Genomic DNA, 25,153 nt, shown 5'->3' on the forward strand with positions numbered 1-25,153 from the left:
GTTGGCAATGAATGAAGCATGGTGGCAAAAAACTGTCGTCTATCAGATATATCCCAAAAGTTTTAACGACTCAACAGGGAATGGTATGGGGGATATACAGGGCATTATTCAGAAGCTGGATTACATTCAACAGATTGGGGTTGATGTGATTTGGCTGACTCCCGTTTATCAATCACCGCAAAATGATAACGGCTACGATATCAGCAATTATTATGACATCGAGCCTGCCTATGGTACGATGGATGATTTTGAAAAGCTGCTTGAAGAAACGCATAAACGTGGCATGAAGCTGATAATGGATCTGGTAATTAACCATACGTCAACGGAACATGAGTGGTTCAGCCAGGCATCAGCATCCAAAGACAACCCTTATCGTGATTTTTATATCTGGAAAGATCCGGCTGATGACGGCGGTCCTCCGAATAACTGGCAATCCAAGTTCGGCGGACCGGCATGGCAATATGATGAAGAAACTGGTCAGTATTATCTTCACCTGTTCGATGTGACACAGGCGGATCTGAACTGGGAAAATAAAGAACTTCGCGGTAAATTATATGGGATGATGCGTTTTTGGGCGAAAAAAGGAATTGATGGTTTTCGCCTGGATGTCATCAATCTGATATCGAAAAACCAGCAGTTTCCTAATGATGATTCAGGGGACGGGCGCAAATTTTATACGGATGGCCCCCGTATCCACGAATACTTGCACGAAATGAACCAGTCGGTTTTTTCACCGTATGATATGATGACTGTCGGTGAAATGTCATCAACAAGATTGGAAAATTGTGTGCTCTATACACAGCCTGAACGGCAGGAGCTTGATATGACGTTCCAGTTTCATCACTTGAAAGTGGATTATCTGAACGGCGAAAAATGGACAAATGCACCATTCGACTTCCTGGAATTAAAACAGATCCTTTCCAGGTGGCAGGAAGGAATGCATGAAGGCGGCGGATGGAATGCGCTGTTCTGGTGTAATCATGATCAGCCGAGAGCCGTCTCCAGGTTCGGTGACGATGGAAAATATCATACGGAATCGGCTAAAATGCTTGCAACTGTTCTGCACATGATGAAAGGCACGCCGTATATTTATCAGGGCGAAGAATTCGGAATGACAAATCCCGGGTTTGATCGGATAGACGATTATCGGGACATCGAATCACTCAATGCGTATAATAAAATGCGTGAGAACGGGAAAAGCGAAGCGGATATTATGGCCATTCTCAAGGAAAAATCCCGTGATAACGCCCGAACACCAATGCAATGGACGGCTGGGGAAAATGCCGGGTTCTCCGCTGCTGAACCCTGGATCCCATTGGCCAATAATTATGAAACGATAAATGCGGTGAACGCCCTGCAGGATCCGGAATCAATCCTGACCCATTATCAAAAGCTTGTGTCCCTGCGCAAACAATATGATATTATTACCTATGGGGATTACCAGTTGCTGCTTGAAGATGATGCGCGCATTTTTGCCTACACACGCAACTGGAATAATGAAAAATTGCTCGTTGTCAGCAATTTTTATGAAGAAGAAGCAGCGGCTCCAATTGATATTGGTCAGACAAACGGTGTTCAGTTGCTCATATCCAACTATCCGGATACTGATCAAACGTTTGATCAGCTTGTATTAAGACCATACGAATCGGTCGTGTATCATATAACGTAATGAGGTTTGGCGATGCAGAAAAAGTATCTGACAATTTATCAGGATCTTGTGGAAAAAATCGAGGTGGGCCGCTGGGCTGAATCTTCCATGCTGCCTTCGGAATATGAGCTGTCAGAGATGTTTGCGACGTCTCGTGAAACCATCCGGAAGGCTCTGAACTTATTGGCTCAGAACGGTTATATTCAAAAAGTCCGCGGCAAAGGATCTGTTATCATTGATGTGAATAAGTTTGACTTTCCGGTTTCCGGGATTGTCAGTTTTAAGGAATTGGCAGATAAACTAGAGCTGCAGGCAAAGACAATTCTTCATGAACTGGCAATCGTTGAGGCAAGTCAAAAATTAACTTCAAAGCTTAAAGTCAATCTTCATGAACAGGTGTGGAAAGTCAGCCGGGTCAGAGAATTTTCCGGAGAAAACGTGATCCTGGATAAAGACTTTTTTAATATGGATTTTGTTCCAGCGTTAACGAAAGAGATATGCGAGGATTCTATTTACAACTATCTGGAAAATGAATTGAAGCTGAACATTAGTTTTGCCAGAAAGGAATTTACAGTGGAGGAGCCCACCCGGGAGGACCGGACATTGTTGGATCTTGAAGGCTATTCAAATATCGTTGTTATTAAGAGTATGGTATTTTTAGACGATACAAGCTTATTCCAATATACCGAATCCCGGCATCGCCCGGATAAATTCAAGTTCGTCGATTTTGCCAGGCGTCTGAAGGGTTAGTATTTTCTGGATCCTCAGACTGTTAGATTGAAGGCTTCCCCTCTATAGTGTAACGGGAAGTCTTCTTTTGATGCAGGTGATCATAATAACTGTATGTGTATCAGCATTTTGATAGAGGCAGGTATCAATATATGGTAAGGTTTTTAAAACGGCTTGGCTTCTTATTCAAATTCCATAAATCAATTCCGTTTATAGTGGATTTCTTCAGATCAACGCAGGTAAAAGGAATAACAAAATTCCTATATGTTGGGCTGATCATTGGCTATATTGCACTCCCGTTTGACCTGATTCCGGATTTTCTTTATATATTCGGGATAGTTGACGATATAACGGTTGCAACTTTCATTTTACAGCTGATGGTGAAAGCCGCCCCGGAATCATTGAAGGAAAAACATCATTTTAAATGATTGTTCGTTCAACTAATAATCAGCGGGGGAAAGACACCCCGCTGATTATTGTTTGTCATTTTTATCGTTTGGTATATATTTAGTGAAGTATACGGCAAAAATTAAACAGACAAATGCTATCCCCCATGAAGCAATCCCGCTCCAGTATAGGTCCACGCCCATGCCAATAATCAGCACAACACCGCTGATGATGAAGAATATGGAAGTTAAATACCGCTTCATAGATACACACCTCGGATATTCAGGTATATCGTCTTATTCAATTATAATATATTTTCCAATTATATGCTGGTGGAATATTTTAGTGTCCGGCTATATCCCGTTTGGTGAAAAACACCCATGAGATTACAAGGAAAACGACGTAATAAACCGCCAGAACTGCAATGGAGAATCCTAAGCTCATACCGTCAAACATTGGTGACCCATTAATATATTGATTCATGTTTGTGTTGGCAAACAGGATGTATTTTGCCCAGTCGTAATGTGAGAAAAAGCCGACAATTGCATTACCGGAAAGCATAAGGAAAATGGCGAGACCGATAGCAAGAGCGCTCTGCCGGAAGATTGTCGAAATCATAAAGGCGAATGTTGCCATCATGACCAGCGTGATAAGCTGCAGTCCGTAGCCTTCAATAATTTCTCCAATAATGGAAACATATGCATAGCCATCACTTTGATTGAGTACGATATGCGGATTCAATCCGTTGACCCCGAAAAATAACGCTCCAACAATCCACGAAAAAATCAATACAAACAGGAGGGTAAGTAACGCAAACAATAACACGGATACATATTTGGAAGCCAAAATTTTGGTCCGGGTAATTGGCCGGATCAGTAATAGTTTAATCGTTCCCCACTTGAATTCATTTGCGACGATCCCTGCAGCAATGATAATCGTCAAAAGGCTTACCAGCGAAAGCAGAAATTTATTTTCCATGACAAACTGCCATGTATCGTAACTGCGCGGCTGGATGTCGTTTTCAAGATAATAATTATTCTTCTCAATTTGGCCTGTATATGCTCCCTGCATCATCTCTTTCTGTTCCATTTCTTTCTGCATTTCAGCATTTTCATCTTGCAATGTCTGTCGCCAGTTGTCGTCTTGAGATGCCTCATATGTCCGTGAATTTTCCATAGCGTTATGGTTGATAAAAGCCAGCCCCAGAACCAGCAGAGCTATAAGAATGTACATGATCCAGGTTGATTTGCGTATGTATAATTTAAGTTGTTCATTAACCAGCAGCTGAAAAAAATTACCCAATCGTATTCTCTCCAATCAAATCAAAGAATTTATCCTCTAGTGTTGATTTCGTCGTGACCACCTGGTATATCTGTATATCGTAATTGACGAGTGTCTGGACGATCTTTGGTATGGTTTCGCGTTCCACGTGCAGTGATAACCGGTCGTTGACGACTGTTGCATTGATACCATGTTCGTTATGCAGTATTTCAGCTGCCTGATTTACTGGCGCTGCTTCCATTTCGATTCCAACATCTGTTGTCTCAGCGGTAGCTGCATTTACATCCTGAATCGCAATCATTTCGCCATTTTTAATCAGACCGATACGGTCACACATTTGCTCAATTTCAGAAAGCAAATGACTGGAAATGATAACTGCGACATTTTCTTCTTCTGCCAATTTTCGTATGTAGCGGCGGATTTCGCGAATGCCAGCAGGGTCCAGACCATTGGTAGGTTCGTCAAGAATAAGTACAGATGGTTTATGGAGCAGAGCCTGAGCAATTCCCAGTCGCTGTCGCATGCCTAAAGAATACTTTCCCGCCTTTTCTTTAATCGGCTTTTCCAGCCCGACAAGCTCAATAACCTCCTGGATACGCTCTTTAGTGACCCTGGGCATCATGCGGGCGTAATGCATTAAATTCTGTTTCCCGGTCATGAACGGGTACATTTCCGGATTTTCAACAATTGCGCCGACTTCCCGGATGGCGGATTTATAGTCCGAATTGATGCTGTTGCCCAGTATCCGCACATCACCGCCTGATAGACCCATCAATCCGACCATCATGCGGATGGTTGTCGTTTTACCGGCACCATTGGGACCGATGAATCCGAATACTTCTCCTTTACGAATCTCGAATGATAATCCTCTAATAATGTCTTTGTTGCCAATTGTCTTTTTGACATCGATTAATTCCATGGCTGTTTTTGTCATAGATAAACCCCCATATATATCAATACAGTTATCCCCGGCACCTTCCCTTTGAAACATTCGTGAAACACGTGTTTACCCGAAAAAGCTGGATGGCGATAACCCTTAGTTATTACGAAAATAGACCTAAAAAGTTTCATATAAATATAATCTTTATATAGTAGGGAAGGATTTACAATACCATTAATATAAAGAAGCCGATATAAAAAGTACCCTGCCCATTTGCTTTGGACAGGGTGCTTTTGGTAATAATCTATTTTATTATTCTTTTAATTCGGGATTATCACGTTTGGCGTCTCGGACTTTTGGTCTCCGAAATCCGCCGGCAATGTCTGCCTGCTTAAATTCTTTAGTAAAATGTACTTCCTGAGCGTCTGACAGCTGTCTGCCCTTTGTTGGCTGATATTGTGTTTTTCGCATAGAAGACGTCCTTTCTATTAATAGAGTCTACTAGGGTCTTCCCGACGAGATAGCAGTGTTAAACATAGTGATCCAAATTATGTTTAAAATCGTTTACTGTATATACTTTTTTCCTTTTAAGAAACACTGTGGTATCCTAATGAAAATACGTCTTAGAGCTGAGAAGGAGTATGTTATGCGGGAACAAGATGCAGAACTGTTTTATCGTGTCCAGAATAAAGATGAGGACGCACTGGAACAGTTATATGATCGCTATGAAAAATTGTTATTCTCTTTTTCGTATCGTATGACCAATAATAAATTTCTTGCAGAAGAAGCTGTCCAGGATGTTTTCACAAAGATCTGGTCAAGACAGAGACATTTCGATGAAGAAAAAGGTAAGTTTTCTTCGTGGTTATTAACGGTCACACGAAATGCATGTATTGATTTATTGCGAAAAAAGAAAGAGCCGGCTTATGAACTGGAGGAACGGGACGCCCTTCATGCACAGGAACCGACACCGGAAGAAACGGTGGAGTGGCAGGAACGTGGTGAAGAGATTCGGGGAGCTGTCAGACAATTAACGGAAGAACAGCAGGAAATCATCGAATTATTTTATTTCAAAAGGATGTCACAGACCAACATAGCCAAAACATGCCATATACCATTAGGGACTGTTAAAGGAAGAGTGAGGCTGGCTTTAAAGCATTTAAAAGAAATATTGGCATCAAAGAACGAAAGGGGGGTTCGGGATGACGGCTAATCATTGTGATCGTCTGCTTGATTATTTTAATGACCAGCTGACGGATGAACAGAAAGCGGAATTTGAGGCGCATTTACTGGAATGTGAAGATTGCCGGATGGAATTGGCCGAACTTGAGCAATTGACCGAAGTTCTGCCATACAGCAGTGAGCCTGTTGATCCGCCAAGCGGCATGAAAGAACGTGTGTTGTCAAATGTCATTGGGGAAAAGGCGGATGATGTACATGAAGAAGAAAATGTTGTTCCTGTTCCGGAGAGCCGGAATGAGCCGGCTAAAAAGCGCAGAGGATGGTATAAACCGTTAATGGCGGCAGTATTGACGCTTTCCTTAGTTGGAAACGGGGCGGCAGTCATTTATATTACAAATAATGAGCAGACAACCGAACCAGCGCCTGAACCTGAAGGAGGCGTTTCCCTCGATACACTCGAAACAATGAGGACATTACAGCCATCTGAAGGGGTTAACGCTCAAGCTACTGCGATGATGATCAGCCAAAATGATCAAACAAATCTGGTCGTTCAGGCGAATGGATTAGAGGAACTCGAAGGTGAGGAAACCTATCAAGTGTGGGTGCTAGAGGGTGAACAGCCATACCGCGCCGGCACGTTTGTTCCGAATGAAGACGGTGACGGCGGTGTCTCCTATGTTATGGATTATGAGGGAGAACAAAACTTTGACACAATCGCCATTACCAAAGAACCCGATGCAAACAGTCAGACACCCCAGGGAGATATACTTCTAAGCTCATCACTATAAAAAAGAGGAAAAACCGGAATGCGCTCATGGCAGTGCATTCCGGTTTTTTTCTAACTTTTCAGGGCAATAAGTGATCCGATTGCAACTCTGCTTCGTTAGCCTAGTAGAAAACAAGAAAGACAAATCTTTTAAAGGAGTGGAGTCAAGGATGAATTGGAAAAGAGCATTAGTTGCAGCACCATTAAGTGCGGCGCTCATATTCTCAGCAACGGGAGGACCGGTGAGTGCAGAAACATCAGACAGTAACCCTTCTGTTGATACAGCAGCGGTTGATCTGAGAGCTGATTTGGGACATTTGCTGAGTGAACACGCATTCCTTGCCATTGAAGCAATGCGCAACGGAGCGGATGGATCAGAGGATTTCGAGGCATCTGTTGCTGCATTGGAGTCAAACACAGCGGATTTATCGGAAGCAATCGCATCGGTTTATGGCGACAAAGCAGGTCAATCGTTTAAAGACATGTGGAGTGCACATATCGGCTATTTCGTTGATTATGTGAATGCAACAGCTGAAGGGGACGAAGAAGCGAAACAGGCTGCATTGGATGAGTTATCACAATATCGTGAAGACTTTTCCCAATTTCTTGAAACCGCTACTGAGGAACGTTTGGAAGCCGGATCACTGGCGGACAGCCTGCAAATGCATGTGGATCAATTAATTGGCGCTTTCGACAGCTATGTGGCCGAGGATTATGAGCAAGCGTATAATCATGAGCGTGAAGCAATTGGACACATGCATATGGTAGCAAAGGGATTGTCATCAGCTGTCGTTGATCAAATGCCGGATCAGTTTAATAACACCATGGCCGTGACACCTGCGGGAGATCTGCGGACAAAGTTAGGTAAGCTTTTATCAGAGCATGCCGGCATTGCAGCCATTGCCATGCAGAATGGGATTGAAGGTGCGCCGGATTTTGAAGCATCAACTAATGCATTAAGCAGTAACACGGAGGATTTGAGTTCAGCCATTGCATCTGTGTACGGTGATGAAGCTGGCCAGGCGTTTAACAACATGTGGTCAGAGCATATCGGTTATTTTGTCGATTACGTAAACGCAACTGCTGAAGAAGATGAAGAAGCCAAGCAAGAAGCACTGGATAACCTTCAAATGTATAAAGAGGATTTTTCAGCGTTCATTGAAGAAGCAACCGGCGGCAATGTGGAAGCATCTGCCATGGCTGAGGGGTTACAGGCACATGTCAATCAGCTAATCGGAGCGTTTGATAGCTATGCCAATGGATCATATGATGAAGCGTTTAACCAGACACGGGATGCTTATGGCCATATGTATGGAGCTGCTAAATTAATTTCATCCGGAATCGTAGCGGACAATGCGGCTATGTTCGCAAGCGATATGCCTTCTGAAATGCCTGATACCGGTATGGGAACGATGGCTGAACAAAACAGTAATATGATGTGGGCATGGATTCTGGGTACAAGTGTATTTGCACTGGCGGCACTAATAGCAATCCGTAAATATACCACGGCAAACCATGATAAGTAGTTTCTTACCCGAGAGGAGGCTGTGTGATGTGGAAATTTCTTAGCATATTGCTGCTGATGTTAATGGTCAGCTGCGGACAGACACAGAGCACAGGCTCCTCCGGTCAGCCGGATAAAGAGCGTGTAAACGATCAGGGAGAAGCCACTGAGGAAGTAGATGATTCAGCAAAACAGACGGATCATAACAGTAATCAGGGTGATGACCATATTCAAACAACGTCATCACCGATCATAACAGATCCAGAATACGGGATTAAGCCTGAGACCATTCAAATTGACAGTATCGGTGTAGATTCGGTTGTTGAAGGCGTTGGTCTGATGGAGAACGGGGAAATGGCTGTTCCCGAAGATTTTCGGATCACCGGCTGGTATGAGCAGGGAGCAAAACCAGGTGAACGGGGGAGCGCTGTTATTGCCGGTCACGTGGATGACAAAACAGGTCCTGGTGTATTCTTTGACCTGGAAGACCTGCAAAAAGGTGATGAGGTGGAGGTCCTCAATGACAAAGGTGATAAATTAGTGTTCGAAGTCGTCGATAAACAGGTTTTTCCTATGGACGATGCGCCGGTGAAAGATATCTTTGGTTATACTTCCAGGAGAATGTTGAATTTGGTTACCTGTACCGGCCCGTTTGATGAGTCAAGAGGTGGTCACATTGATCGGCTTGTTGTTTATACAGAATTAAAAGAATAATAACGTGAAAGAAGAGGCGGTTCCTTGAATGGGACCGCCTCTTTGTTTGTTACAAATTGAAAGATGTTATCAATTTTAAAGTTACGCTACTCTTGAATTTGACTAAAGTTAAGGGTTGAGACGCAGCTTCGTTAAGTGTCTTTTGTGCCTGGTGTGATCTTATGATTAAGGCAAAATAACGAATGAGCAAGGTGAATGAAATCGGGGTACTCAGTCTGGTGCGTTCTTTTGCTAATTAATACCCCTTGCCCCGTTTTTCTGTCTTTGAAGGATCCCAGAAAGGCCAGAAAATTATTTCTTTAACTTACCGGCGATTTCTGTTTATCATTTGCTTTCACTGCGAATTGATTGTGATAAAGTTCTGCATAAAACCCGCCTTTTGCAAGTAATGCTTCATGACTTCCCTGCTCAATTACCTGTCCCTGATCCATCACGAGAATGGTATCAGCCTGCTGGATCGTGGAGAGTCTGTGCGCAATAATGAAACTTGTTCTTCCTTTCATCAGGCGATTTAAGGCACGCTGTATATGAATTTCCGTTCGTGCATCCACATTGCTTGTTGCTTCATCAAGGATCAGGATTGCCGGGTCGGATATAACTGCCCGGGCAATCGTCAGAAGTTGCTTTTGCCCCTGTGAAATATTGGATGTCGATTCATTCAACAAGCTATCATAGCCGTGGGATAACGTTCGGATAAACCGGTCTGCATAGGCAGCCTCAGCTGCCTGGATGATTTCCTCTTCTGTTGCATCTTCCCTTCCATAAGCAATATTTTCTTTTATCGTTCCATGAAAGAGCCAGGTATCCTGCAGCACAAGGCCGAACATACTGCGCAAATGATCGCGGTTTAAATCTCTAATGGGTATGCCGTCGATTGTGATCCGACCGCTGTCTGCTTCATAAAAACGCATCAAAAGATTAATGATGGTGGTCTTGCCTGCGCCGGTAGGGCCGACGATAGCAGCAGTTTGCCCCGGTTTTACATCAAAATGGACATCTTCCATAACGGGCTTATCCTGCTGATATCCAAAAGTAACGTGTTCAAAACGGACATGGCCTTTCGGATTAGGTAAAACCTGTTTATCATCAGATGCTTCCTCTTCGGGTTCATCAAGGATTTCAAACACACGCTCAGCAGCTGCAACCGTTGATTGAATAATATTTGATACATTCGCTACCCGTGTAATCGGCTGGGAGAACAATCTAATATAAAGAATAAAAGCCTGCACTTCGCCAATGGTCATTGATCTTAACATAACAAGAATACTTCCAAGAACACAAATGAGCACGTAGATGATATTATTGATGAAACGTAAGATGGGCATAATGATGCTTGAGATAAATTGAGCCTTCCATCCTGAATGATAGAGTTGGCTGTTTACAGCTTGAAAATGACCAATAGACTGCTGTTCCCGTCCAAAGGCCTTCATTGTTTCGTGGCCTGTGTACATTTCTTCTACATGTGTATTTAACACCCCGAGCGATTGTTGCCGTCCTTTGAAAAATTTCTGGGACATTGAGACAACTTTTTTAGTGACAAGAATACTTAGCGGCAATGTCAAAAGGACAATAATGGTTAGAAGCGGACTGATGAGCAGCATCATAATGGTGACACCAATCATCGTAATCGTGGATGTGATTATTTGTGTAAGGCTTTGCCGCAGTGTACTGCTCACCTTTTCCAGGTCATTGACAGCCCGGCTTAGTACATCGCCATGTTTTGCTTTATCAAAAAAATGAAGTGGCAGCAGGGAGAGTTTTCTATTGATTTCTTTCCTTAGCGTATACACAACCTTTTGCGAAATCCCTGCCATCACATACTCCTGTACATAGATGAAACAGCTGCTTAACAAATATAATGCCGCAAGTACAAGGAGGATCTTCAACACAAGGAAAAAGTCAATCCCTTCCCCACGCACGCCCTGGAACAATTCCGTGATTGCAATACCGAGAATGGTGGGGCTGAGTATAGTGAATAAGGTGCTTGCCACAGCAGAAATCGCAACGAGTACGATTTTCCATTTATGTTCACCCAAATAGCTGGCCAGACGCTTTAAGGTATACTTGAAATCTTGTGGTTTTTGGATGAACTGTTCGGATTCCGTTTCTTTGTATGTTTAATAGACTGTGTTATGACACTTTTTTTGTTCATGAAACTTCCTCCTCAAAATCTTGTGAGGATACAATTTCCTGATAAACCCCGCAGGTTTCTTTCAGTTCCTCATGGCTGCCTGCACCCGCAATCATTCCTTCATCAAGGACAATAATTTTATCCGCCTGTTCTGCAATGGTGGCACGTTGGGTAACCATTAATACACTGGAATCACCGGTTTCCTTTCTGAGTGAGGAGAACAGTGTTGCTGTTGTTTTTGCGTCAAGCGCAGAGAAACTATCATCAAAGATATAGACTTCAGGGTTTCTCAGAAGGGCACGGGCTATGGCAATCCGCTGCCGCTGTCCTCCTGAGAGATTCGTCCCAAACCGGGAGACGGTTGTATCAAAGCCATTCTCCAGCTGGGAAATAAACCGGGCCTCTGAAACTGCTGCGGCATGATACAAGTCTTCCTTCGTTGCCGTTTCATTGCCATACCGGATATTATCCGCGATCGTCCCCCTGAACAGATGCGCCTGCTGAGAGACAAATCCTATCTTTTCACGGAGCTTTTGCTGGGAAATATTTCGTATATCTATACCATCAAGGAGAATGCTGCCGTGATGAATGTCATAAAAACGCAGAAGCAGACTGGCAAGTGTTGATTTCCCTGCACCAGTTCCGCCAATAATAGCTGTGATCTCCCCAGGGTTTACCTGGAATGAAACAGCGGAAAGCACAGACTTCTCTGCTTGCGGATAGCTGAATGATATATCCCTGAATTCAATTTCTCCCCTATGTTCCCCGGCTTCCACAGGATATTCTGGATCTTTTACACTTGTATCGGTATCAAGTATCTCGTTAATTCTCTTCGCAGAAACAGAAGCACGGGGGATAGCAACAAACATGACAGAGGCCATGATTAAAGAAAACATAATCTGCATCGCATACTGAATGAATGCCATTAATTCACCGACCTGAAGAGATCCTGCCTCTATTCTGAAGGCGCCTATCCATATCAAAGCAATAATGGTAAAGTTAAGAATGATTGTCATGACTGGTGTTAAAATGGCTATCATCCGGTTGACTGTGGTGGCTGTTTCGGAAAAGTCAAGATTTGCCTCATTAAACCGGCGCCCCTCATGTTCTGTTCGATTAAATGCCCGGACTGTGCCTACACCCGTCAACCCTTCCCTTAAGATAAGATTTAAGTGATCTGTTTTTTCTTTTAGACTTTTAAAGAGTGGGATAGCCTTTTTTGCAATCACAAATATGGAAATAATGATGAGCGGCAACGGTGCAAAAATAACTAAGGAAAGCGTGGGGTTCATCCATAGTGCTATGAAAAAGGCACCAATAAATAACATAGGCGCCGTAATCATCGTTCTAAGCAGCATGGTCAGCACCTGTTGAACCTGCATCACATCATTGGTCGTTCTTGTAATCAGCGAAGAGGTACCGAGTTGGTCAAATTCCTTTAGCGAAAAGTTTTCCACACGGGTAAAGACCTTTTCGCGTACATCCCTGCTAAAGCCTGCTGTGACTTTCGCTGCAAATAAACTGCCCCAGATGGAGAAAACGCCGATCATAGCTGTTACGAATAGCATGAGGGCACCAATCTGGATAATATAAGCGATGTCTTCATTTACTATTCCGGTATCTACAATCGCAGCCATGAGTGTTGGCAGAAACAATTGGGATAAGGATTGCAGAAAGAGAAGGATCAGCATAACAGCAATTGACTTACGATACGGTTTTAAGAGCTGGAACAGCTTAAGCATCAATAATCACCTTTATTCCTTGATTTTTATATGTAAGAGGTTTAGCAATTGAAATCGAAAGAACAGCTTGAGTATTTCTCTTGGGGCATGGCTGCCTTTGGAAAAGATGTAGACCGCTTGGCACACTAGGCATGAAAAAGGTCGGGGATCTATAAAATATCCCCGACTGCTTGTACAATTTCTATTGAAAGCCAGTATAACGGCTTTTATAGATACTTATAGTAAATCACTTACATCTACATCAAGATTACCTGAATCATTTGCGCTGTCGTTTAGAATGTCGCTTACATCTACATCTGCATTACCTGAATCATTTGCGCTGTCATTGAGAACATCGCTTAAAATTTGCGTTACGTCTAACATGATGTCACCTCCCTTTTGCATCCGACTGTTTATGCCATTCTTGATTTCAGCTGAGGTCATTAAAGGATGTCGCTTACGTCCACATCAAGGTTGGCAGAATCATTGGCACTGCCGTTCAAGATGTCGCTTAGAATTTGGGTTGCATCCATCATGATTCACCTCTCTTTCTAATTAGCTAGCTTGTTAAGTGAAGGATTGGACCAATCTGATTTTTAATACGATGTTTTATCGTATCTATAATACATTACCTCGTTTAATAAATTATTAAACATTGGATAACTAATAATTTTTAAACTTATATAAGATTGGCTATTTCTACATTGATGTTGACTGCATCATTATTTTCCCTCTACTTATGGTCGTTTCTTAAAGTAAGTCGCTGATGTTCAGGTCAACATTGGCAGAATCATTAGCACTGCCATTTAGAATGTCACTTAAGATTTGTGTTACATCTGTCATTATGATTCACCTCGCTTTTACAAAGCTAACGCAGAAAATAGTCATTTGGATCATCATTTTTTAAATTTTTTTGGTCAGTGGGGTAGAGGAAGGATGAAACGCGCAACCTCGTTCAGTGTCGTTTTTGGTCTGACATCATGTTATGATTAGGGCAAAATGACTAAGGAGCAAGGTGAATGAAACAGGGTCAATTAAACTGGATTGTTCTGTTGCTGATAATCTGTGTGCTGTTATCTGCGTGTACCGGTGAGGAACAAGAGACACCAAAGGTTGCCAATTACCATGAAGCATCAGACCGAGTCCAGGCAATAAAAACGCAAAAGCCTGATACGGGACACAAGGAAATAACTATTTCTGCCATTGGCGATATGCTGATTCACAGCAGAGTGTATGAAGATGCGCGGACAGACGATGGCGGATTTAACTTCATGCCGATGCTTGAGCAGGTTAAGCCATATTTAAATGATTCGACCATAACGTTTGCCAATCAGGAAACGATGATTGGCGGTGAAGACTTAGGACTGTCGACCTACCCGGCGTTTAACAGTCCTTATGCAGTCGGTACTGCCTTAAACAAAGTCGGAGTTGATGTTGTTTCCCTTGCTAACAATCATACAATGGACCGCGGGGAAGAAGCGATCAAGAATGCCATCGAACATTGGGAAAAGATTGATATGATGTATACGGGTGCTTATAAAAGTGAGGGTGACAGCAATAAGATGCGTGTTTACGAGACAGACGAAGGTATTTCGGTGGCTTTTCTGGCTTATACCTATGGCACAAACGGTATTCCTATACCCAATGGGAAAGATCACTTGGTGAATTTGATTGACAAAGAAGTCATGTCCAAGCGGATTGGCGAGGCTAAGCAGCAGGCGGACGCGGTCATATTAAGCCTGCATTATGGCACTCAATATGAGCGAATGCCGACTGCAGAACAGAAAGACCTTGCTCAGTTTGCTGCGAATGAAGGAGTAGATGTCATATTAGGTCATCATCCGCATGTGCTGCAGCCGATTGACTGGGTTGAAGGAAAAAACGGCCACAAGACGCTTGTTGCCTATTCGCTCGGTAATTTTCTCTCCGGACAGGATGAGTTTTACCGCCGGATCGGAGGCATTTTCCGGTTTTCAATAGAGAAAGCCATGGAGAATGGCGAGACAACGGTTAAGGTGAAAGAGCCAAAGTTTTTGCCGACGTTTGTGAATTACGAGAACTGGGCAAATTTTGAAGTTGTCCCGATGTATCAATTGACCGATGACGAGTTTACTAATGCTAAGGGACATTACCAGGAGATTAAGAAGCATATGTCGCGGTGGTTGCCGGAGCTTGAGTTTATCGAGGAATAGCTGCTCAGCCATTAGCGAGAGCAAAATTACCAACCTGTTGATCGGTTCTTGCTACAAGCCGCCAGCAATCAGGACATAAAATTTTCATGTAATTTACAAGCATATTTTGATATGATTAGCTTATGATTTTATTAGAGTGCTGGACAAGGGAGATTTGTAATAATGGAATGGAAAAATATTTATCGTGGCCTGGTGATGGGGGCGAGCGACGTCATCCCTGGCGTGAGCGGGGGAACAATCGCTGTTCTGCTTGGAATCTATGAGCGGTTGATTGCAGCTATCAATGGGCTTATGAGTAAGCACTGGAAAAAGCAATTGGGTTTTCTGGTTCCGCTAGCCATTGGAATCTTAACGGCTATATTTTTACTGAGTAATGTGATTGATTGGCTATTTAAGAATTATCCGGGACCGACGAAATTTTTCTTTTTGGGGCTGATTTTAGGTGTACTGCCCTATTTGTTCCATAAAGCTGATGCAAAAAATAAGTTTCAGGCTAAACACATTTTGATATTAATAGTAGGTGCTGCGCTTGTAGGATCGTTGGCTATTTTTCAGGCCAGTGAGGGGGGCGTTATTGAAAATGTGACGGCTTCCAAATATGTATTGCTGTTTTTTGGTGGGATTATCGCTAGCAGTGCGTTGGTCTTGCCTGGTATTAGCGGTTCGTTTATGCTTTTGATTATGGGTTTGTATACGACGATCATTAGCGCAGTCAGTCATTTGCAGTTTGATATTATTGCTGTCACAGGCGCGGGGATCGTGATTGGTATTGCTTTCATGAGCAAAATCGTTAATTTCTTTTTAAATAACTATTATACCGGGACATTTGCCGTTATTATCGGCATGGTGATCGGCTCGGTTTTTGTCGTGTTCCCGGGCTGGCCGGCGGAAGCCTTAATGGTGCTCTCAAGCATTGTCACGTTCGCAGCGGGACTGGCTGCAGCTTATTTGCTTGGAAGGTTTGAATACGCGGAGTAAACAAACTAAAAGACACACAGAAATAAAATAGGTACAATGTAGATAGAATTAAAGGGGGGTTTTCGAAATGAAACATATTGATACAGAAGAACAATTTAACGATATCATCCAGTCAGATGCGCCGGTGATTGTAAAGTTTTTTGCAGATTGGTGCCCGGACTGCAAGCGCATGGATATGTTCATAGGTGATGTCATGGATGAATTCAATAACTATGATTGGTATGAGATCAATAGTGACGAAGTTGAAGGTATAGCGCAGAAGTATGAAGTGATGGGTATTCCGAGCATCTTGATTTTTAAAGATGGTGAAAAGCTTGCCCATCAGCATAGTGCTGATACGAAAACACCGGAATCGGTCAGTGAGTTTTTACATCAGCAATTGGCATAGTAGCATTTAATCACCCTTGATACGAGGGTGATTATTTTTATGCTTTAAGGGAAATATGGATCCCATAAGGAGTCGGTATAAATGGAAAAGTTATTTTCACAGTTCGCCGAGCCACATGGCAGAACAGGTCAATTGGTTGGCTGGTTCATGTCGAAGGAAAACAAATCGATTAACAAGTGGACGATTGATTTTTTAGATATCCAGAATGATGACCATGTGCTTGAGATTGGGTTCGGCTCAGGGAAAGCGATGAAATATGTGTTGAAGCAGGGGAATAACCTGTCAATCACCGGAGTAGATCCGTCTAATGTGATGGTTTATCAGGCACTAAGGCGATTAAACAAACGTTTGATCAAAGGCCAGATTCGGCTGATAGAAGGAACGGCGGAGAGCATGCCCGCTCTGCCGCAGAAAATTGATAAAGTGCTTGTCATTAATAATATAACGTTCTGGGAGGATCCGGTTGGCACGCTTAGCCATATCCGCCGGCAAATGAATGGTGGCGGAAAAATAGCTCTAACGATCAGACCGCATGAAAAAGGGACATCGGATGAAACGAGTGAGCTGATCGGTGGGCAGATGTCTGCACTGTTGACGCATGCCGGTTTTAGAGATGTTGAGTTTTTTCTAAAACCAACAAAGCCAAATGATACGGTGTGTGCACTCGGAACAAAATAAGCTGATCATTCAAACGAGTGTCAGCTTATCTTTAACAGTCTTAATGCATTCAAAGTGACAAGCAGCGTCGCTCCCATATCGGCAAAGATGGCGATCCATAGTGTCAGCCAACCAGGAATAACGAGCAAGAGAGCAAGGATTTTAATACCGATTGCAAAGCTGATATTTTGTTTGATGACGCCGAGTGCTTTGCGGCTCAATTTAACAGTGTACGGCAGTTTATTCAGATCGTCGCCCATTAAGGCAACATCAGCTGTTTCCAATGCACTGTCTGTCCCGGCAGAGCCCATTGCAATTCCCACCTTGGATGCTGCCAGTGCCGGTGTGTCATTAATACCATCACCAATCATGGCGATATTGCCATTTTCCTGTCCTTTGACGAAGTTCAGTTTGTCTTCGGGCAGCAAACCTGATTTAACATCGGTCAGCTTTAAGTCGTATTTTAATGCGCTGGCTGTCTGTGCATGATCACCTGTCAGCATGTACGTCTGTTTGATTCCGAGATTATGCAATTTCTGAATGACTGATTTACTTTCGGTCCGCGGTTCATCACGAAGGGCAACAGCCATCAGCAGCTCATCATCCGTACCGCATAACATAACGGTTTTACCTGCTTTCTGGTAGCTTCTGACCTCGTTCGGCACGTTTTTAAAGAAATCCGGTGAACCGGCGAAAACCGTCTCGCCATTGATTTCGCCCTGAATGCCTTTGCCGTGGAGTGCAGTAAATGATTGGACATCAGCCGCTGTTATATCCTGCTGCTCATCATTCATGTAAGTCATAGTCGCTTTTGCCAGCGGGTGGTTCGATCTAGCTTCAAGCCCTTTCAGGCAGCTGAGTGCTTTACTGTGTTCATCGGAGAAAAAGTGAATGTCCGTAACTTGTGGTGTTCCCTGTGTCAGGGTGCCTGTTTTATCAAATGCGATTTTCTTGATCGTTCCAATTTGTTCCAGGTGAATACCACCTTTGATCAGAACCCCGTTACGAGCCGCATTGCCGATTGCGGTCACGATGGCGACTGGCGTTGACACAACAAGTGCACACGGACAGCCGACAACGAGAACGGCAAGCCCCTGGTAGACCCAGGTACTCCATAGACCGCCAAACAATGGCGGGATAACAGCGACCGATGCAGCAATAGCGATAATGGCAGGTGTGTAATAGGCAGCAAACTTATCGATGAATGCTTGAGCCGGTGCCCGTTCTTCCTGCGCTTCTTCAACCATATGGATGATTTTCGCAATGGTGGTATCTTTCGCTTTTTTCGTCACTTCGATTTCAAGAAAACCGTCCTGATTAATGGTACCTGCAAAAACGTTATCACCATGTGTCTTCTCTGCCGGCATCGATTCACCGGTGATCGATGCCTGATTGATAGAAGAATATCCATCAATGATTGTGCCATCCATTGCGATCCGCTCACCCGGCCTGACGAGAATGGTGTCACCAATAGCTATGTCTTCAATAGCTACTGTTTGTTCATTGCCGTTGCGTCTGATCCGGGCTGTATTCGGTGATATTTTCATCAATGAACGGATCGATGAGCGCGCTTTGTCCATCGAATATGATTCCAGGGCTTCGCTGATGGCAAATAAAATAACGACAACAGCGGCTTCACGCCATTCGCCGATGATGGCAGCCCCAATGACCGCAATTGTCATCAAAGTTTTCATATCAAAGCGGAGTTTGGTCAGGTTGATCAGGCCGGCTTTAAACAGGCTTAAACCGCCCACAACTGCTGACAGACCGTAGATTACGTTCGGCAGATAGTGTGCATTGCCAAACATGATATTGGCGATGAAACCGAAAACAACCAGTAAAGATGCGAGCAGTACTTTATCATATCGTATCAAGAATGGTTCCTTTTCAGGCTCAGTATTCTCTCTGATAACTTTAATATTTTCAAAGGATCCAGCCTTTTCGATATCGGAAATGGATGCTTTTCCGACGACATCAATTTTTGACGTGGTAAAATGAACGTTTGCATCCTGTACGCCATTAATTTCTTTTACATTGTTTTCAAATGTCTGCGCACAGTTGGCGCATGATATGCCATTAAGGCGGTAGGTTTGCTGTTCAGACGGCATGAGATTGTTCCTCCTCTCCATGAAGGAAGCCTCGTGTGATAACTTGTTTCATATGTTCATCAGACAATGAGTAGTAGGCAAGCTTTCCCTCTTTGCGGAATGTGGCAATTCCGGCTTTACTCAGTTTCCGTAAATGATGGGATGTCGTGGCGATTGTCGCTCCGATAATATTGGCAAGATCGCAGACGCAGAGTTCTTTTTCCACTAATAGTGCAGACGCTATTTGGAGTCTGTTTCTGTCTGCCAAAAGTTTATATAATCCAATAACCTTATCAATCGGCTGGCCATTAAGTTCCTGTTTGACACGGTCGACTTTTTCCTCATTAATACAGGTTACATCACAAACGTCCTGGCCCATGAATCACACCTCATTCAAATGAATATTTGATTGTATTATATTCAAACGATGGTTTGAATGTCAATAGAAAAAAGCCAGCATTTCCCTCATTGACGTTGAGGGTGAATGCCGGTCTGCGGGCGTGATATGGAGTGGGGCAATTAATGGCACCCGGTTTGGTGAGGTTTTTGCATGGGATAGGTAGTTTATTGCACGAGTCTGTGATGCTCTCGCACGAGTTAGACCGATTCCTGCACGAGTTACACCATTATCCACATGATTTGACCTAATCCCCCTATTAATAAAAATTATTCAATCGAGAATCGCAATTCATCAGAAATTTTCAATTCCGCGTTTTTGAGCTGGGCTGTCTGATTTTCAAAATGCAATTGATAAATGGAAGCGAACGTGTCTATGTCTGTCGCGGATACAGAGACTGCACTGATAGCTTTGTCATTTATTTGTTTAGGATCCTGCGATGTATTTTTCACTTTTCCCCATTCAATATGAAAGGGCAAAACCTGCCGTTCTGCCTCCGCAAAGAGCATTCGCCATTCCAAAAGACTTCCATTCGGGCGTTTGCGGCTACCAGGTATAGGACCGGTATATGGGACATTGAGGTTCTGCAGGTTTTTAACATCCTTATCCATTTGTTCTGTTCTGAATGCAAGCTGGATTGGCCCTTCATGCCCCTCCGCAAGCTCCCGGGAAAGCAAATGGATTAACGGGTTTTCAGATCTGGCAGCGGTTGTTTCATCAAAAATGCCAATCCATTCGATGTAGCACTCGTTACGGAAATAAGCAAGGAAGTTGTAAGTTCCCCAGTTAGCGTGCCGGCCGCCTTCTGTAACGGTAATATCATGTTTCTTTCCGAAATCTTTTGCTGCCTTTTCCGGATCTCTGGCAGCAACGACAATATGATCAATAGCAAGCATATGTTTCCCTCCTGCCGCCATCGTATTTCAAAAAGGCTCTTTTAGAAAGCATTTAGACTTGTTTCAGGTTGTATATCCCGAAGTTCACATTTTCATTAGTCTGGATTCTCATTTTTTCAATGAAAAACGACCGACCTCAGTCATCCACTTTTTAGGCAATATTTGATATAGTAACTAAAAGAGCTAATGTAAGCGGGTGAATCGATATGGAGAAACCGAAGATATTAATTGTCGAGGATGAAGAAAAACTAAGCCGGGTGCTTCAGCTCGAGCTGGACTATGAAAACTACCGGACGACCGCAACCTATAATGGGAAAAGCGCTTTGGAGCTTTTGACAGAACAGGAATGGGATCTTGTACTATTAGACATCATGCTGCCGGAATTGAGCGGGATGGAGGTGCTGCGCCGTGTGCGACGGTTTGATGAATCCACCCCCATCATTTTACTGACAGCACGGGATGAGGTTTATGATAAAGTGAACGGCCTTGATCAGGGGGCTAATGATTATATTACAAAGCCCTTTCAAATTGAGGAGCTGCTGGCGCGAATCAGAGCGCAGCTCCGCCAGCCCCGTAAAGCCGAAGCGCCACAGCACGAAGAATTGAGTATCGGTGACCTTGCAGTGGATGTTGATGCCCGTGAAGTACGCCGGTCTAAACAGCCTATAGATCTTACCCCCAGGGAGTTTGATCTCTTAGTCTATCTGCTGAAAAATAAAAATGTCGTGTTGACGAGAGACCAACTGATTGAACATGTATGGGGCTTTGATTATTTCGGGGACACCAACGTGGTCGACGTTTACGTCCGCTATTTGCGCCAGAAAGTCGATAAACCATTTGATCCCCCGTATATTCAAACTGTACGTGGTGTCGGTTATACGATAAAGGAATATACTTGATGAAACTTTCCGTGAAGATCCGACTGTTTTCCAGTTTATTTATGCTTGTATTGATTTTGCTGGTTAATACGTCAATTTATTACTTATTTCATACAATATCGCTGGACAGAGAACTTGAGGATTTGAGCACACAAACGAATGAAATGGTTGAGACACTCAATAATAATCCGAATACGTCGACAAGCGACATGCTTGAAGCTTTCTTGCCGCCAGAAGGGTTGATCCGGGTTATCAGGGAGGACGGCTCTTATGTTGCACAAATGATGAAGGCCGATTATACCGCATTACCGTCGAACTATGTAACATCGGAAACAAGGTCCATTATTCAAATGAATGACCAGCCTGATTTTGCGACGGTTGCCAAACCAATTATCTGGGAGAATGGCAATGTTGTTACTATACAAGTGTATAAACATCTGACGGGACACTCATCCACAATGGAAACGTTGTTTTATGTTCTTGTTGTCGCCTCGCTGATTATGCTTATTCCAACTATTATAGCGGGTTTCTTTTTATCCCGGTTCATTACAAGACCGGTCCAGGAACTGACTGCAGCCATGAAGGAAAATACCACATACGGAAACTGGAAGAAGATCAGTGAGACCGATCAGTCAAAAGATGAATTGTATGAAATGAAAGTCACGTTTAACCGGATGATTGATCATTTGCGGGAGAACTTTGAGAAGCAGGAGATGTTTGTTTCAGACGCTTCCCACGAACTGAAAACGCCGATTTCAATTGTCAAAAGCTATTCCCAGTTTATGAAACGCCGTGGTGCGGATAATTCGGAATTATTGCAGGAATCCACAGAAGCCATTGAATCGCAGGCCGATCGAATGCAAAAGCTTGTGGAACAGATGCTGCTGCTGGCCAAAAATAAGGACCGGGAAGTATATGAACCGTTCGATATCGTTGAATTGTGCCGGTCAACAGCAGAGACGTTTAAAGGGGCCTATGACAGAGACATTTCATTCAGTACCACTGCCGATATCCTTCAAGTCAACGGGAGCTATGATCAGCTGCAGCAAGTTGTCTATATTTTAATGGATAATGCCGTCAAATATAGTCGGGGTGCAGTTAAAATATCTGTAAGGCAAGATACACAGTGTATTAAAGTGAATGTCCAGGACAATGGACCGGGAATCCCTGAAGCGGAGCAGGAAAAAATATTCGACCGCTTTTACCGGATTGATAAATCGAGAAACAGGGAAACAGGAGGCACCGGTTTGGGATTATCCATTGCCAGAGCCATAACAGAGGCACATGATGGCACACTCACAGTTTCAAGTACAGCGGGAGGATCGACATTTAAATTGCAGCTCCCAGATTCTCAAAAAGGCTAATGGTTTTCTCATTATTTTCTAATCTGTTGCACAGTGTCTTTTCATTTGCCGTGGATATGATATAGTCAGAAAACAAAAATGAGGAGGCCTTAATACATGAAAAAGAAAATAGGGATTGTATTAGCTGTAATACTAGGCATTTCCGCGCTGGGACTTGGAATGCTTCAGTCAAGTGCATCAGAAGCATCACCGAAAATGGACCGGCAGGAAATTGAGGATTTAATCAAAGCGCAGTATCCGGGTGAAGTTACCGAACTGGAACGGGAAAAAGAAGGCAACCGGACAGTATATGAAGCAGAAATACACGATGGCAGCAACGAATATGAGATTAAACTGGATGGCAACACGGGTGAGGTTTTAGAACTGGATAAGAAATTGGCTGCTAAAACTGATAAAGATCAAAACAAAACCACTAACAATGAGAAAAAGTCCGTCAAGGCGGGCAATGCTCAGGACAACGCTGCAAAATCACGGGATGACGACGGTGATGACAAAAAGGATTCCGGCCAGGACGATACCCGGATGAAATTAAGCCAAAGCCAAGATAGCAACAAAGCTGAAACCAGTAATAACACGTCACAAGAATCGGCGGTTATTGACACAGCCGAAGCAGAAAAAATTGCAAAAGGTGCATTCTCAGGTACGATTACTGAACTGGAACTCGATGAAGATGACGGCCAATTATATTATGAAATCAAAATGAAGTCTAAAAAGAAAGAGGCTGAAATCGAAGTTAACGCCTATACTGGTAACATTATGGTGATGGAAATTGATGGTAACGACGATGATGATCATGATGACCATGAAGGTGACGACGTCGATGATCATGATGACGATGACAGAGACGATAATTAATACGATCAGATCAGCTTAGATTAGCCTCTCAGGCTTTGGAAGGGGAGTCAAATTGAAATACGAAAAAGGGCTATTTATTTATAATGGAACTGCCGGTAATGAAAATATCGAACAAAAATTATCACAGGTGCTCCCGGTTCTTGCAAAGGCGATCAAGAATCTGACTGTTATCCAGACGGAATCAATTGAAGAAGCGAAAGGCGTCTTTAGGGGATATGCTGCCAAAGTGGATATCATGATAATTCTCGGAGGAGACGGTACACTTCATGAATGTGTAAACAGCATTGCACCTTTGGATCACCGGCCGGCGATTGCCGTTTTGCCCGGAGGTACATGTAATGATTTCAGCAGATCTTTAAACATACCGCAAAACCTCTACCAGGCAGCACAGGCAATTACAACAGGAGAAGTTGTGGATGTCGATGTCGGTAAATCGTTGAACAAATATTTTCTGAACTTTTGGGGTATCGGACTTGTTTCGGAAGCATCATTAAATATTGATGCAGAACAAAAGAAGAACTTAGGTGTCCTGAGTTATTTTATGAGTACATTGCGCACGGTTAATCAGGCGGTGCCCTTTTCGTATAAAATTGAAACTGATCATGAACAGTATGAAGGCGAAGGTGTTTTGATTCTCATATTGAATGGAAGGTTTATCGGCACACAGGAACTGCCTTTGCCGACAGTTACCCTTAATGACGGCAAGTTGGATGTGCTCGTCATCAAAAACTCCACACTTGCCTCATTCAGGGAATTACTGGCAATGAACAAACCGGATATCAATTCACAACAGCTAACAGAACTCACCCATTTTCAAGCAACGTCGATAAAGGTATCAGCCCCTGAAGAAAAAGCAGTTGATATGGACGGGGAAGTTGATACGGCCACTCCGGACGACATAACAATTTTGCCGAAGCATATCCCGATGATAAAAAAATAGCCTGAAATGTGATATCAATCATAGCAGGCAACGATGAAAGTGGATTATAATTGTAATATAGAGGCGGGGGACCTCTGCTTAGTGAATAGCTTTTAAGAAGTAAACCTTTTGTTATCCAGGGTTTGCTTCTTTTTTAATAACGGCAAAAATGTGAAAGAAGGCTTTTTATGTCATGATTTTGTAATAAGTATGTTTAATTTGTTACAAAGCGGGTATACATCAAAAACCGGATATTTCATGTCCATATAGAATGAGGGGGATCCTAAGTGAACGAACAAGAAGTGATTGTTTACACCAGTGAAAATAGTTCACAGTGTGAGAAGCTGCTGAATCAACTAAATCAATGGAAGATTGATTATAAAGAGCGAAATGTAACCGAGCATAAGGAATACCTGGGTGACCTTCAGGAAGAGGGGATATTCGGTACGCCTGCAACATTTGTGGATGAAAAAGTTGTACTGGGTGCACAGTTCAATAAAATTAAACATGTTCTGGGTATGTCCGATCAATATCACTCGTATACGTCATTTAAGCGTTAGCTGAGGCAAGGATGGGGCATATCACACATTTTAAGGTGT

General features: G+C 43.2%; 26 protein-coding genes. 16 read left to right on the top strand and 10 right to left on the bottom strand.

Features of this window, described 5'->3' with window-relative positions; translation table 11 throughout:
* The first annotated feature begins 7 nt into the window (after positions 1 to 7).
* The 3 genes from treC to ON01_RS02175 all read left to right on the top strand — a co-directional run bounded on the left by treC (position 8) and on the right by ON01_RS02175 (position 2,805).
* Positions 8 to 1,669, top strand: a complete 1,662-nt coding sequence (treC, locus tag ON01_RS02165; protein ID WP_010529372.1) for an alpha,alpha-phosphotrehalase — start codon at positions 8 to 10, stop codon at positions 1,667 to 1,669.
* Between the two features lie 12 nt (positions 1,670 to 1,681).
* Positions 1,682 to 2,398, top strand: a complete 717-nt coding sequence (gene treR, locus ON01_RS02170; RefSeq protein WP_010529373.1) for a trehalose operon repressor — start codon at positions 1,682 to 1,684, stop codon at positions 2,396 to 2,398.
* A gap of 131 nt (positions 2,399 to 2,529) precedes the next feature.
* Positions 2,530 to 2,805 (top strand): YkvA family protein, encoded by a 276-nt coding sequence (locus ON01_RS02175; protein ID WP_010529374.1) that lies wholly within the window; start codon positions 2,530 to 2,532, stop codon positions 2,803 to 2,805.
* Between the two features lie 45 nt (positions 2,806 to 2,850).
* On the opposite strand, the gene ON01_RS19415 is transcribed toward ON01_RS02175, so the two are convergent.
* From ON01_RS19415 to ON01_RS19130, 4 genes are all read right to left on the bottom strand, one after another.
* Positions 2,851 to 3,027 (bottom strand): hypothetical protein, encoded by a 177-nt coding sequence (locus ON01_RS19415; protein ID WP_010529375.1) that lies wholly within the window; start codon positions 3,025 to 3,027, stop codon positions 2,851 to 2,853.
* Positions 3,028 to 3,106: 79 nt separating this feature from the next.
* A complete protein-coding gene (locus ON01_RS02180; protein WP_010529376.1) occupies positions 3,107 to 4,066 on the bottom strand; it encodes an ABC transporter permease in 960 nt (319 codons plus the stop codon).
* Positions 4,059 to 4,979, bottom strand: a complete 921-nt coding sequence (locus tag ON01_RS02185; RefSeq protein WP_010529377.1) for an ABC transporter ATP-binding protein — start codon at positions 4,977 to 4,979, stop codon at positions 4,059 to 4,061. The genes ON01_RS02180 and ON01_RS02185 overlap by 8 nt, the downstream gene beginning before the upstream one ends.
* 258 nt (positions 4,980 to 5,237) lie before the next feature.
* Positions 5,238 to 5,396, bottom strand: coding sequence for a YfhE family protein (locus ON01_RS19130; protein ID WP_138919708.1), 159 nt, complete (start codon positions 5,394 to 5,396; stop codon positions 5,238 to 5,240).
* Positions 5,397 to 5,571: 175 nt separating this feature from the next.
* Here ON01_RS19130 and ON01_RS02190 point away from each other — a divergent pair, with 175 nt between their 5' ends.
* The 4 genes from ON01_RS02190 to ON01_RS02205 all read left to right on the top strand — a co-directional run bounded on the left by ON01_RS02190 (position 5,572) and on the right by ON01_RS02205 (position 9,091).
* Positions 5,572 to 6,138, top strand: coding sequence for an RNA polymerase sigma factor (locus ON01_RS02190; RefSeq protein ID WP_010529378.1), 567 nt, complete (start codon positions 5,572 to 5,574; stop codon positions 6,136 to 6,138).
* Positions 6,128 to 6,895 carry an anti-sigma factor gene (locus ON01_RS02195; protein ID WP_010529379.1) on the top strand — a complete coding sequence of 256 codons (768 nt, stop codon included), beginning with the start codon at positions 6,128 to 6,130 and terminating at the stop codon, positions 6,893 to 6,895. Before ON01_RS02190 ends, ON01_RS02195 begins: the two co-directional genes overlap by 11 nt.
* Before the next feature lie 148 nt (positions 6,896 to 7,043).
* Positions 7,044 to 8,399 (top strand): hypothetical protein, encoded by a 1,356-nt coding sequence (locus ON01_RS02200; protein ID WP_010529380.1) that lies wholly within the window; start codon positions 7,044 to 7,046, stop codon positions 8,397 to 8,399.
* A gap of 26 nt (positions 8,400 to 8,425) precedes the next feature.
* Complete coding sequence (locus ON01_RS02205) at positions 8,426 to 9,091, top strand: class F sortase (protein ID WP_010529381.1); 666 nt, start codon at positions 8,426 to 8,428, stop codon at positions 9,089 to 9,091.
* 299 nt (positions 9,092 to 9,390) lie between these two features.
* Here ON01_RS02205 and ON01_RS02210 read toward each other — a convergent pair whose 3' ends face one another.
* From ON01_RS02210 to ON01_RS19420, 3 genes are all read right to left on the bottom strand, one after another.
* Positions 9,391 to 11,127 carry an ABC transporter transmembrane domain-containing protein gene (locus ON01_RS02210; protein WP_010529382.1) on the bottom strand — a complete coding sequence of 579 codons (1,737 nt, stop codon included), beginning with the start codon at positions 11,125 to 11,127 and terminating at the stop codon, positions 9,391 to 9,393.
* Positions 11,128 to 11,239: 112 nt separating this feature from the next.
* A complete protein-coding gene (locus ON01_RS02215; RefSeq protein WP_010529383.1) occupies positions 11,240 to 12,964 on the bottom strand; it encodes an ABC transporter ATP-binding protein in 1,725 nt (574 codons plus the stop codon).
* A 216-nt stretch (positions 12,965 to 13,180) separates the two neighbouring features.
* Positions 13,181 to 13,327 carry a hypothetical protein gene (locus ON01_RS19420; protein WP_175284918.1) on the bottom strand — a complete coding sequence of 49 codons (147 nt, stop codon included), beginning with the start codon at positions 13,325 to 13,327 and terminating at the stop codon, positions 13,181 to 13,183.
* 635 nt (positions 13,328 to 13,962) lie between these two features.
* On the opposite strand from ON01_RS19420, the gene ON01_RS02220 reads away from it, so the two are divergent.
* The 4 genes from ON01_RS02220 to ON01_RS02235 all read left to right on the top strand — a co-directional run bounded on the left by ON01_RS02220 (position 13,963) and on the right by ON01_RS02235 (position 17,179).
* Positions 13,963 to 15,135, top strand: a complete 1,173-nt coding sequence (locus ON01_RS02220) for a CapA family protein (RefSeq protein ID WP_010529385.1) — start codon at positions 13,963 to 13,965, stop codon at positions 15,133 to 15,135.
* Between the two features lie 162 nt (positions 15,136 to 15,297).
* Positions 15,298 to 16,113: a DUF368 domain-containing protein gene (locus ON01_RS02225; RefSeq protein WP_010529386.1), complete on the top strand. Its 816-nt coding sequence runs from the start codon at positions 15,298 to 15,300 to the stop codon at positions 16,111 to 16,113.
* Positions 16,114 to 16,180: 67 nt separating this feature from the next.
* The gene (locus ON01_RS02230; protein WP_010529387.1) at positions 16,181 to 16,501 is read left to right on the top strand and encodes a thioredoxin family protein; all 321 of its coding nucleotides are present in this window, start codon (positions 16,181 to 16,183) and stop codon (positions 16,499 to 16,501) included.
* An 81-nt stretch (positions 16,502 to 16,582) separates the two neighbouring features.
* Complete coding sequence (locus ON01_RS02235) at positions 16,583 to 17,179, top strand: class I SAM-dependent methyltransferase (RefSeq protein ID WP_010529388.1); 597 nt, start codon at positions 16,583 to 16,585, stop codon at positions 17,177 to 17,179.
* 20 nt (positions 17,180 to 17,199) lie between these two features.
* On the opposite strand, the gene ON01_RS02240 is transcribed toward ON01_RS02235, so the two are convergent.
* The 3 genes from ON01_RS02240 to ON01_RS02250 form a co-directional block, all read right to left on the bottom strand.
* On the bottom strand, positions 17,200 to 19,287 hold the full coding sequence (locus ON01_RS02240) for a heavy metal translocating P-type ATPase (protein ID WP_029328952.1): 2,088 nt from the start codon (positions 19,285 to 19,287) through the stop codon (positions 17,200 to 17,202).
* Positions 19,256 to 19,624, bottom strand: a complete 369-nt coding sequence (locus ON01_RS02245) for an ArsR/SmtB family transcription factor (protein ID WP_010529390.1) — start codon at positions 19,622 to 19,624, stop codon at positions 19,256 to 19,258. The genes ON01_RS02240 and ON01_RS02245 overlap by 32 nt, the downstream gene beginning before the upstream one ends.
* Before the next feature lie 287 nt (positions 19,625 to 19,911).
* Complete coding sequence (locus ON01_RS02250; RefSeq protein WP_010529391.1) at positions 19,912 to 20,538, bottom strand: VOC family protein; 627 nt, start codon at positions 20,536 to 20,538, stop codon at positions 19,912 to 19,914.
* Positions 20,539 to 20,744: 206 nt separating this feature from the next.
* Here ON01_RS02250 and ON01_RS02255 point away from each other — a divergent pair, with 206 nt between their 5' ends.
* The 5 genes from ON01_RS02255 (at position 20,745) to ON01_RS02275 (ending at position 25,114) form a co-directional block, all read left to right on the top strand.
* Positions 20,745 to 21,437 carry a response regulator transcription factor gene (locus tag ON01_RS02255; protein WP_010529392.1) on the top strand — a complete coding sequence of 231 codons (693 nt, stop codon included), beginning with the start codon at positions 20,745 to 20,747 and terminating at the stop codon, positions 21,435 to 21,437.
* Positions 21,437 to 22,780 (top strand): HAMP domain-containing sensor histidine kinase, encoded by a 1,344-nt coding sequence (locus ON01_RS02260; protein WP_010529393.1) that lies wholly within the window; start codon positions 21,437 to 21,439, stop codon positions 22,778 to 22,780. Before ON01_RS02255 ends, ON01_RS02260 begins: the two co-directional genes overlap by 1 nt.
* Before the next feature lie 96 nt (positions 22,781 to 22,876).
* On the top strand, positions 22,877 to 23,635 hold the full coding sequence (locus tag ON01_RS18470; protein WP_010529394.1) for a PepSY domain-containing protein: 759 nt from the start codon (positions 22,877 to 22,879) through the stop codon (positions 23,633 to 23,635).
* A gap of 52 nt (positions 23,636 to 23,687) precedes the next feature.
* On the top strand, positions 23,688 to 24,575 hold the full coding sequence (locus tag ON01_RS02270; RefSeq protein ID WP_010529395.1) for a YegS/Rv2252/BmrU family lipid kinase: 888 nt from the start codon (positions 23,688 to 23,690) through the stop codon (positions 24,573 to 24,575).
* A gap of 266 nt (positions 24,576 to 24,841) precedes the next feature.
* Positions 24,842 to 25,114: a glutaredoxin family protein gene (locus tag ON01_RS02275; protein WP_010529396.1), complete on the top strand. Its 273-nt coding sequence runs from the start codon at positions 24,842 to 24,844 to the stop codon at positions 25,112 to 25,114.
* Positions 25,115 to 25,153: the final 39 nt, after the last annotated feature.

It is taken from the genome of Lentibacillus jeotgali (assembly GCF_000224785.1).
Lineage (GTDB): Bacteria > Bacillota > Bacilli > Bacillales > Amphibacillaceae > Lentibacillus > Lentibacillus jeotgali.

Coding starts and splice junctions, on each gene's coding strand:
- ON01_RS02205 (WP_010529381.1), top strand. CDS start 8,426: ATGTGGAAATTTCTTAGCATATTGCTGCTGATGTTAATGGTCAGCTGC.
- ON01_RS02190 (WP_010529378.1), top strand. CDS start 5,572: ATGCGGGAACAAGATGCAGAACTGTTTTATCGTGTCCAGAATAAAGAT.
- ON01_RS02230 (WP_010529387.1), top strand. CDS start 16,181: ATGAAACATATTGATACAGAAGAACAATTTAACGATATCATCCAGTCA.
- ON01_RS19415 (WP_010529375.1), bottom strand. CDS start 3,027: ATGAAGCGGTATTTAACTTCCATATTCTTCATCATCAGCGGTGTTGTG.
- ON01_RS02225 (WP_010529386.1), top strand. CDS start 15,298: ATGGAATGGAAAAATATTTATCGTGGCCTGGTGATGGGGGCGAGCGAC.
- ON01_RS02175 (WP_010529374.1), top strand. CDS start 2,530: ATGGTAAGGTTTTTAAAACGGCTTGGCTTCTTATTCAAATTCCATAAA.
- ON01_RS02185 (WP_010529377.1), bottom strand. CDS start 4,979: ATGACAAAAACAGCCATGGAATTAATCGATGTCAAAAAGACAATTGGC.
- ON01_RS02255 (WP_010529392.1), top strand. CDS start 20,745: ATGGAGAAACCGAAGATATTAATTGTCGAGGATGAAGAAAAACTAAGC.
- treR (WP_010529373.1), top strand. CDS start 1,682: ATGCAGAAAAAGTATCTGACAATTTATCAGGATCTTGTGGAAAAAATC.
- ON01_RS18470 (WP_010529394.1), top strand. CDS start 22,877: ATGAAAAAGAAAATAGGGATTGTATTAGCTGTAATACTAGGCATTTCC.
- ON01_RS02260 (WP_010529393.1), top strand. CDS start 21,437: ATGAAACTTTCCGTGAAGATCCGACTGTTTTCCAGTTTATTTATGCTT.
- ON01_RS19130 (WP_138919708.1), bottom strand. CDS start 5,396: ATGCGAAAAACACAATATCAGCCAACAAAGGGCAGACAGCTGTCAGAC.
- ON01_RS02215 (WP_010529383.1), bottom strand. CDS start 12,964: ATGCTTAAGCTGTTCCAGCTCTTAAAACCGTATCGTAAGTCAATTGCT.
- ON01_RS02235 (WP_010529388.1), top strand. CDS start 16,583: ATGGAAAAGTTATTTTCACAGTTCGCCGAGCCACATGGCAGAACAGGT.
- ON01_RS02195 (WP_010529379.1), top strand. CDS start 6,128: ATGACGGCTAATCATTGTGATCGTCTGCTTGATTATTTTAATGACCAG.
- ON01_RS19420 (WP_175284918.1), bottom strand. CDS start 13,327: ATGTTAGACGTAACGCAAATTTTAAGCGATGTTCTCAATGACAGCGCA.
- ON01_RS02200 (WP_010529380.1), top strand. CDS start 7,044: ATGAATTGGAAAAGAGCATTAGTTGCAGCACCATTAAGTGCGGCGCTC.
- ON01_RS02240 (WP_029328952.1), bottom strand. CDS start 19,287: ATGGAGAGGAGGAACAATCTCATGCCGTCTGAACAGCAAACCTACCGC.
- treC (WP_010529372.1), top strand. CDS start 8: ATGAATGAAGCATGGTGGCAAAAAACTGTCGTCTATCAGATATATCCC.
- ON01_RS02250 (WP_010529391.1), bottom strand. CDS start 20,538: ATGCTTGCTATTGATCATATTGTCGTTGCTGCCAGAGATCCGGAAAAG.
- ON01_RS02220 (WP_010529385.1), top strand. CDS start 13,963: ATGAAACAGGGTCAATTAAACTGGATTGTTCTGTTGCTGATAATCTGT.
- ON01_RS02245 (WP_010529390.1), bottom strand. CDS start 19,624: ATGGGCCAGGACGTTTGTGATGTAACCTGTATTAATGAGGAAAAAGTC.